Origin of the sequence: Roseivivax isoporae LMG 25204, assembly GCF_000521865.1 — a bacterium.
GTDB classification, from domain to species: Bacteria; Pseudomonadota; Alphaproteobacteria; order Rhodobacterales; family Rhodobacteraceae; genus Roseivivax; species Roseivivax isoporae.
The window spans coordinates 1-512 of sequence record NZ_JAME01000160.1 but is presented as its reverse complement, the minus strand read 5'-3'; the positions used below and the strand labels follow the sequence as shown (position 1 = coordinate 512).

Annotated in this window: 1 pseudogene; it reads right to left on the bottom strand. The window is 67.4% G+C overall.

Annotated features, from left to right (window positions below):
* Window positions 1–512 (bottom strand): annotated as a pseudogene (locus RISW2_RS25290) (terminase large subunit); the annotation flags it as partial.

Below are 512 nucleotides of genomic sequence, written 5' to 3'. Positions count from 1 at the left end.
CAATGCACCATCGAGCCGTTCTTCAGCTTGACCGGCGCCGTCTTGATGGCGGCGTTCAGCTTGTAGCCTTGGCTGATCGAGCGGATGTCCTCGATCGAGAAGCCCGCCTCAATCAGCGCGTCGACGATGGCGCCCACGCCCTCGGGGTCCATGCCGATGCCATCTTCTTCCGGCAGCCGCCCCGCCGCGTCGATCTGCTGACAGATCGCCACGATCTCGGGGATCGCCTCGGCCTCGAGGTTGTCGACGAAAACGAGCTCGTCGGCCTCGGCCAGGTCCTCGAGCTCGGGCGCGATCGACTTGCGCAGCTCGAGCACGCCGCGATCGGCCCACGCCTTGCCCCAGTGCTGCCAGGCCTTCGTCTCGGCATGCCGGCCGAGGACGCTGATTCCGAGAAGGTCGTCGAGGCCGCCCCCGTCGAGACCGACGACACAGACTTCGGAGGTCTCGATGATCGTGGCGAGGTCCATGCCCGGCCGCGCGGCCTTTTCCCAGTGGTCCGCGCCGACCCA